This is a genomic window from Burkholderia sp. Se-20378, assembly GCF_017104665.1.
GTDB classification, from domain to species: domain Bacteria; phylum Pseudomonadota; class Gammaproteobacteria; order Burkholderiales; family Burkholderiaceae; genus Burkholderia; species Burkholderia lata.
This window is the reverse complement of record NZ_JAAGPG010000460.1, coordinates 1-6,698: the sequence shown is the minus strand read 5'-3', so window position 1 is coordinate 6,698 and position 6,698 is coordinate 1. Positions and strand designations below refer to the sequence as shown.

The window sequence follows — 6,698 nt, the reverse complement described above, 5'->3', positions numbered from 1 at the left end:
CGTATCGGCGCCGCCCAGCCGGCTGGCGCGCACGGTGTTCGCATCGATCTCGGCCGCGTCCGCGGTGAACGCGCCGACGCCGACCACGAGCCGGCCTTCGCGCGCTGCTTCTCGATAGACGGGCGTGCGGCTCGTCGTCAGCGTGACGACGACGTCGATCTCATCGGGAATCGCGGCGCCGTCGAGCGGCACGAGCTTCGGCGCGAGCGCGCGGTGCGCGGCACAGAATGCAGCCGCGCTGTCGGCGCTCGTGCCGCGCACGTGAAGGCGCGCATCGGGAAAGATCGCGGCAAGCGCTTCCGCGTGATTGGCCGCCTGCTTCCCGGTGCCGATCAGCAGGATGTCGTGCGGGGCGACGCCATGCAGCGCCTGGATACCGAGGGCGGTAATGGCGGCCGTGCGGCGCCCGGTGACCGTCGGGCCGTCCAGCGCGAAACGCATTTCGCCGGTGGTCGCGTCGTATGCGGTGACCTGGCCGAGGATCGTCGGCAACCCGCGCGCGCCGTTGCCCGGGCACACGTTCACGAGCTTGTGAGTCGCGAGGTCGCGCGCGCTCGACGGCATCGACAGCATCACGCCGCCGGCCTGCAGCGGCACGACCAGGCGTTCGGGGCTGACGATCTCGCCCGCCGCATAGTCGGCGACGGCCTGCCTGAGCGTGGCGAGCAGCGCCGGGTAGTCGAGCAGCGCGGCCGTGTCGGCCGCATCGAAAACGGGAATCGGGGAAAGAGCGGTCATCGTGTACGTCGTATGCGTCGGTGAGCGTGGACGACGGGCGCATGCCGCGCCCGCCACAGGGCTGCCGGATACCGTGACACAGGGCAGTGTGGATCGAATCTATACCACTTGCTGGCCCACCCGCAACCCAGAAAATAAAGCGGCTTGCCGGTTTTGGTTCTAATATCTGTCCAGAAGGGCCGCCATGGCCTCGATGCCGGCGCGCTCCGGTATAGTGCGAACCCATTCCAGATTCACGCCCGCGACCGGGCAGGAGCGACAACGATGATGTCCGCGCGTCCCGACACACTCGAAGGCGGTTTCAGGCCGCTGCAGATCTACGAGCAGGTGGCCGAGAAGATCCGCGACGAGATCCGCGCGGGGCGCTATGCCGCCGAGTCGCGGCTGCCGTCCGAACGCGAGCTCGCGGGGCTGTTCCAGGTCGGCCGGCCGGCCGTGCGGGAGGCGCTCGGCGCGCTGCAGAACGAAGGGCTCGTGTTCACGAAGCGCAATTCGGGCACTTACGTCGTCGCGTCGCCGCTCGACGTGCTCGCGCAGCACGGCGACATGCACCGGGCGTCCGAACCCGATTTCAGCCCGACGTCGACGCTCGACGTGCGGCTGATCCTGGAGCCCGCGATCGCGCGCCTCGCGGCCGCGCACGGCCGTGCCGACCCGGGCGCCGAACGCTATCTGGCTCAGATGGAGACCATTACCGACGTCGACGATCCGCATCAGCGCGCGCTGTGGAACGAGAGCGACCGTCTGTTCCACCGGCAACTCGCGTTGATGACCGGCGACGCGCTGATGGTGAAGATCGCGGACGAAGTCGCGAAGACGATGGACCAGCCGCTGTGGAAACGGCTGAAGGACGACGGCATCTACGATGCGGGGCGGATCCGGCTCTACGTGTCCGAGCACCGGCTGATCTACGAGGCGATCGTGTCCGGCGACGCCGATGCGGCGGCGTTCTATGTCGAGCAGCACATCCTCCGCGTACGGCGCGACATCGCGCCGAAGTGACCACGCCGGGTTCGTTCTGGTCTGAAAAATGACCAGAATCGAAGTTTTTATTTTTTAATTGCTTGCATGGTGACCACGCGTGTCCTACATTGGTTTCACACAAAACCAATCAGGAGACACCATGCGACACCTCGTTACCGCGCTCTCGGTGGCCCTCGCCGCCGGCGCGCTGACTTCCGCGCAGGCGCAGGAAGTCGTGATGATCGGCCATTCGGCGCCGTTGACCGGCCCGCAGGCCGCGAACGGCAAGGACAATGAAAACGGCGCGCGCCTGGCCGTCGACGAACTCAACAAGGCCGGCATCAAGGTCGCCGGCAAGACCGTCACCTTCAAACTGGTTTCCGACGACGACCAGGCCGACCCGAAGGCCGGCGTGCAGGTTGCACAGAATCTCGTCGACAAGGGCGTCGTCGCGGTGCTCGGGCCGTACAACTCGGGCGTCGCGATTCCCGCATCGCGCGTGTACTCGACCGCCGGCGTGCCGATGCTGCCGGTCGCGTCGAACCCGGCGCTGACCAAGCAGGGCTTCAAGAACATCTTCCGGATCGGCGCGAGCGACGAACAGCTCGGCGGCACGATGGCCACCTTTGCCGCGAAGACGCTGAACGCGAAGACCGCCGCCGTGATCGACGATCGCACCGCGTACGGGCAGGGCGTTGCCGAGCAGTTCATGAACGTCGCGAAGGCGAACGGCATCAAGATCGTCGACCAGGAATACACGAGTTCGTCGGCCACCGATTTCCTCGGCATTCTCACCAAGATCAAGGCCAGCAACCCCGACGTGATCTTCCTCGGCGGCTATGCGGCACAGGGCGCGCCGATGGCCAAGCAGATGAAGCAGCGCGGTCTGCGCGCGAAGCTGCTCGGCGGCGACGGCATCTGCTCGGCGGACATGGGCAAGGTCGCGGGCGACGCGGCGTCGATCGTCTACTGCGCGCAGGGCGGCGTCGCGCTCGAGAAGACGGCGGCCGGCCGCGAATTCCTGAAGAAGTACCACGACACATATCACACCGATACGCAGGTCTACGGCGTGAACTACTACGACGGGATGAAGCTGCTCGCCGACGCGATGGTCAAGGCCGGCACGACCACCGACAAGGCGAAGCTGATCGCGCAGCTCGCGAAGTCGGACTACAAGGGTGTCGCGGGCACCTATTCGTTCGACGCGAACGGCGACTTGAAGGGCGCGCCGACCACCGTCTACGTGATCCGCAACGGCCTGCCGGAACCGTACGCGAAGTAACCGGCCAGCCTGCCATCGGACGGCGGCGCGGCCGCCGTCTTTCGTTTCAACGCATTCGATCCACCATGAAAATTTCCCGATCCCTTTCCACCGTCGAAGTCCATACGGGCGGCGAAGCGTTCCGCATCGTCACGAGCGGGCTGCCGCGCCTGCCGGGCGACACGATCGTCCAGCGGCGCGCGTGGCTCAAGGAAAATGCCGACGAGATCCGCCGCGCGCTGATGTTCGAACCGCGCGGCCACGCCGACATGTACGGCGGCTACCTGACCGAGCCCGTGTCGCCGAACGCGGATTTCGGCGTGATCTTCCTGCATAACGAAGGCTACAGCGACCATTGCGGGCACGGCGTGATCGCACTGTCGACCGCGGCCGTCGAGCTCGGCTGGGTGCAGCGCACGGTGCCGGAAACGCGGGTCGGCATCGACGCGCCGTGCGGCTTCATCGAGGCGTTCGTCAAGTGGGACGGCGAGCATGCGGGGCCGGTGCGCTTCGTCAACGTGCCGTCGTTCATCTGGCAGCGCGACGTGTCGGTCGAGACGCCGTCGTTCGGCACCGTGACCGGCGACATCGCGTACGGCGGCGCGTTCTATTTCTACGTCGACGGCGCGCCGTTCGACCTGCCGGTGCGCGAAGCGGCCGTGGAAAAGCTGATCCGCTTCGGCGCGGAAGTGAAGGCCGCCGCGAACGTGAAGTATCCGGTCGAGCATCCGGAGATTCCGGAAATCAACCACATCTACGGCACGATCATCGCGAACGCGCCGCGCCACCCGGGCTCGACGCAGGCGAACTGCTGCGTGTTCGCGGATCGCGAGGTCGACCGCTCGCCGACCGGTTCCGGCACCGGCGGCCGGGTCGCGCAGCTCTACCAGCGCGGGCTGCTCGCGGCCGGCGACACGCTCGTCAACGAATCGATCGTCGGCACGGTCTTCAAGGGGCGCGTGCTGCGCGAAACGTCGGTTGGCGGCATCCCGGCCGTGATTCCGGAAGTGGAGGGCAGCGCGCATATCTGCGGGTTCGCGAACTGGATCGTCGACGAACGCGATCCGCTGACCTACGGTTTTCTCGTGCGCTGAGTTGCGGCGCCGATCGGCCGCGCCTGGCGCGGCCACCCGTTTGTAGTACCAGGCTTGGCGCGTCGTTCCGGTTGCGGGGCGCGCGCCTTTTTTGCGTGTGAACCGCCGCGCAGCCGCGCCGCGCGTGCCGCCGCCGCGCCATTGCAGTCCGGCGGGCCGCGCGAGTTTGGTACGATGCACCCTTTTCAGCCGAGCTCCACCCGCGTGAATCGCCGAAACGTGTCGTCAGTGCGTGACTTCTGTGCCAGATGGGTCGCGCGCGCCCAACCCGTCGCGGCTGCCGCCGTCGCGCGGGTCAAGCCTCTCGCCGCCACCGCGTGGCACCATGTCCGTCACCCGACGCGCCGCGGCGTGCTGCTCGCCGGCGCCGCCGTGCCGACGCTGTTCGTGGTGTACGTGGTCGTGCTCATCCCGTTCACGCCGGGCATCGGCGACATCCGCAAGGCGCGCGTCGACCAGCCGGCGCAGGTGCTGTCCGCCGACGGCAAGCTGCTGGCCGAATTCAAGCCGTCGAACCGCGAGTGGGTGCCGCTCAAGCAGATCTCGCCGCACATGGTCGACGCGCTGATCGCGACCGAGGATCACCGTTTCTACGAGCACCACGGCCTCGACTGGAAGCGCACGGCGTCGGCCGCGCTCCATACGTTCTCGGGCAGCCGCCAGGGCGGCTCGACGATCACGCAGCAGCTCGCGCGCAACCTGTATCCGGACGAGATCGGCCGTGCGCCGACGCTCACGCGCAAGGTGAAGGAGGCGATCACCGCGCTGAAGATCGAGGCGGTCTACAGCAAGGACCAGATCCTCGAGACTTACCTGAACACGGTGCCGTTCCTGTACAACGCGTACGGCGTCGAGATGGCCGCGCGCACCTATTTCGACAAGTCGGCGGACGAGCTCGACGTGCTCGACAGCGCGACGCTCGTCGGCATGCTGAAGGGTAACAGCTACTACAACCCGGTGCTGAACCCCGAGCGCGCGCTGCAGCGGCGCAATACGGTGCTCGGCCAGATGGTGAAGTACGGCAAGCTGTCGCCCGCGCAGTTCGCGCAGTTGCAGCGCCGGCCGCTGCGGATCGACTTCGAGCGGCAGAAGGAGCCGCCGGGGCCGGCGCCGCATTTCGCGCAGCAGCTGCGCAAATGGCTGATCGCGTGGGCCGACCGCAACGACTACAACATCTACGCGGACGGGCTGATCGTGCGCACGACGATCGACTCGCGGCTGCAGCAGATGGCGACGCAGGCGCTCACGCTGCAGGGCAACCAGCTGCAGGGCATTGCGAACAACGCCTGGAGCGGCCGCGACGGCTGCGGCACCGACAACGAGGTGTTCCGCACCTTCATGCGCGAGTCGCCCGAGTACAAGGCCGCGCAGGACGGCGGCAAGGACGACGCGGCCGCGATGAAGCTGCTCGCGGCCGACCGCGGCTTCATGCGCGCGCTGTGCAAGACGAAGACCGACGTGCAGGCCGGCTTCCTCGCGATCGATCCGCGCGACGGGCAGATCCGCGCGTGGGTCGGCAGCCGCGACTTCACCAACGAGCCGTTCGACCACGTCGCGCAGGCGCGGCGCCAGCCGGGCTCGACGTTCAAGCCGTTTGTCTATGGCGTCGCGTTCGCGAACGGGATGACGCCGGACGACACGTTCATCGACCAGCCGATCGAGATCCCGTTGAAGGGCGGTGAGATCTGGCGGCCGAACGATGACGTGCCGCCGACCGGCAAGCCGATGACGCTGCGCGACGCGGTCGCGCTGTCGCGCAACCGGATCACCGCGCAGGTGATGGAGAAGGTCGGGCCGGCGTCCGTGGCCAGGCTCGCACGCGACATGGGCGTGCGCGAAAGCCCGCTCGAACGCGTGCCGTCGCTGGCGCTCGGCACGAGCCCCGTCACGCTGAAGGAAATGGTCGCGTCGTACGCGACGATCGCGAACGGCGGGCTGTATGTCGAGCCGCAGATGGTGACGCGGATCGAGAACCGCCAGGGCGACGTGCTCGCCGAATACGCGCCGGCGCCGCCCGAGCGCGCGCTCGACGCCGAAACCGACAAGACGCTGCTCAGCGTGATGCGCGATGTCGTGACGCGCGGCACGGGCGGCAGCATCCGCACACGCTTCGGGATTCGTGGCGACGTGGCCGGCAAGACGGGCACGACGCAGGACAACGCGGACGGCTGGTTCATCCTGATGCAGCCCGGCCTCGTCGCCGGCGCGTGGGTCGGTTTCGACGACGGCCGCGTGACGCTGCGCAGCGACTACTGGGGGCAGGGCGCGCACAGTGCGCTGCCGATCGTCGGCGATTTCTTCCAGCGTGCGCAGCGCGCCCGGATCGTCGACACGAAGGCGAAATTCGATACCGAGCCGTCGCCGGGCTGGTTCGCGTCGCTGCGCGAGCGTGTGACGGACCTGTACGACACGTGGTTCCCGCCCGAGGCGAAGAAGGCGCCCGCACCGGTCAGGACGCAGCGGGTGGAGCGTGCGCCCGAGGCTGATACGGGCGCGGCCTCGGCCGCGTCGGCTGCCTCGGCGCCCGAAGCGGCATCGGGTGGCATCGTCGAGGAATGGGTGCCGGCGTCCGAAGTGGCCGCGTCGGCCGCCGCGCTGTCGGCGGGCGCATCGCAATCGCAGCCGCAACCCGCGCAGCCGCC

At 68.1% G+C, this 6,698-nt stretch carries 5 protein-coding genes; 4 read left to right on the top strand and 1 reads right to left on the bottom strand.

What is annotated here, in order from left to right; genetic code table 11:
* On the bottom strand, positions 1 to 738 hold a 738-nt coding region (locus G3N93_RS31235; RefSeq protein WP_206134683.1), incomplete at its 3' end, for a delta(1)-pyrroline-2-carboxylate reductase family protein.
* A gap of 264 nt (positions 739 to 1,002) precedes the next feature.
* Between G3N93_RS31235 and G3N93_RS31230 the strand changes: the two genes are divergently transcribed.
* The 4 genes from G3N93_RS31230 to G3N93_RS31215 form a co-directional block, all read left to right on the top strand.
* Positions 1,003 to 1,740: a FadR/GntR family transcriptional regulator gene (locus tag G3N93_RS31230; RefSeq protein ID WP_174935356.1), complete on the top strand. Its 738-nt coding sequence runs from the start codon at positions 1,003 to 1,005 to the stop codon at positions 1,738 to 1,740.
* A 121-nt stretch (positions 1,741 to 1,861) separates the two neighbouring features.
* Positions 1,862 to 2,983 (top strand): branched-chain amino acid ABC transporter substrate-binding protein, encoded by a 1,122-nt coding sequence (locus tag G3N93_RS31225; protein ID WP_174935354.1) that lies wholly within the window; start codon positions 1,862 to 1,864, stop codon positions 2,981 to 2,983.
* A 65-nt stretch (positions 2,984 to 3,048) separates the two neighbouring features.
* The gene (gene lhpH, locus G3N93_RS31220) at positions 3,049 to 4,056 is read left to right on the top strand and encodes a trans-3-hydroxy-L-proline dehydratase (protein WP_206134682.1); all 1,008 of its coding nucleotides are present in this window, start codon (positions 3,049 to 3,051) and stop codon (positions 4,054 to 4,056) included.
* 174 nt (positions 4,057 to 4,230) lie between these two features.
* Positions 4,231 to 6,698, top strand: a 2,468-nt coding sequence (locus G3N93_RS31215) for a penicillin-binding protein 1A (RefSeq protein ID WP_206134681.1), incomplete at its 3' end; no start/stop codon positions are given.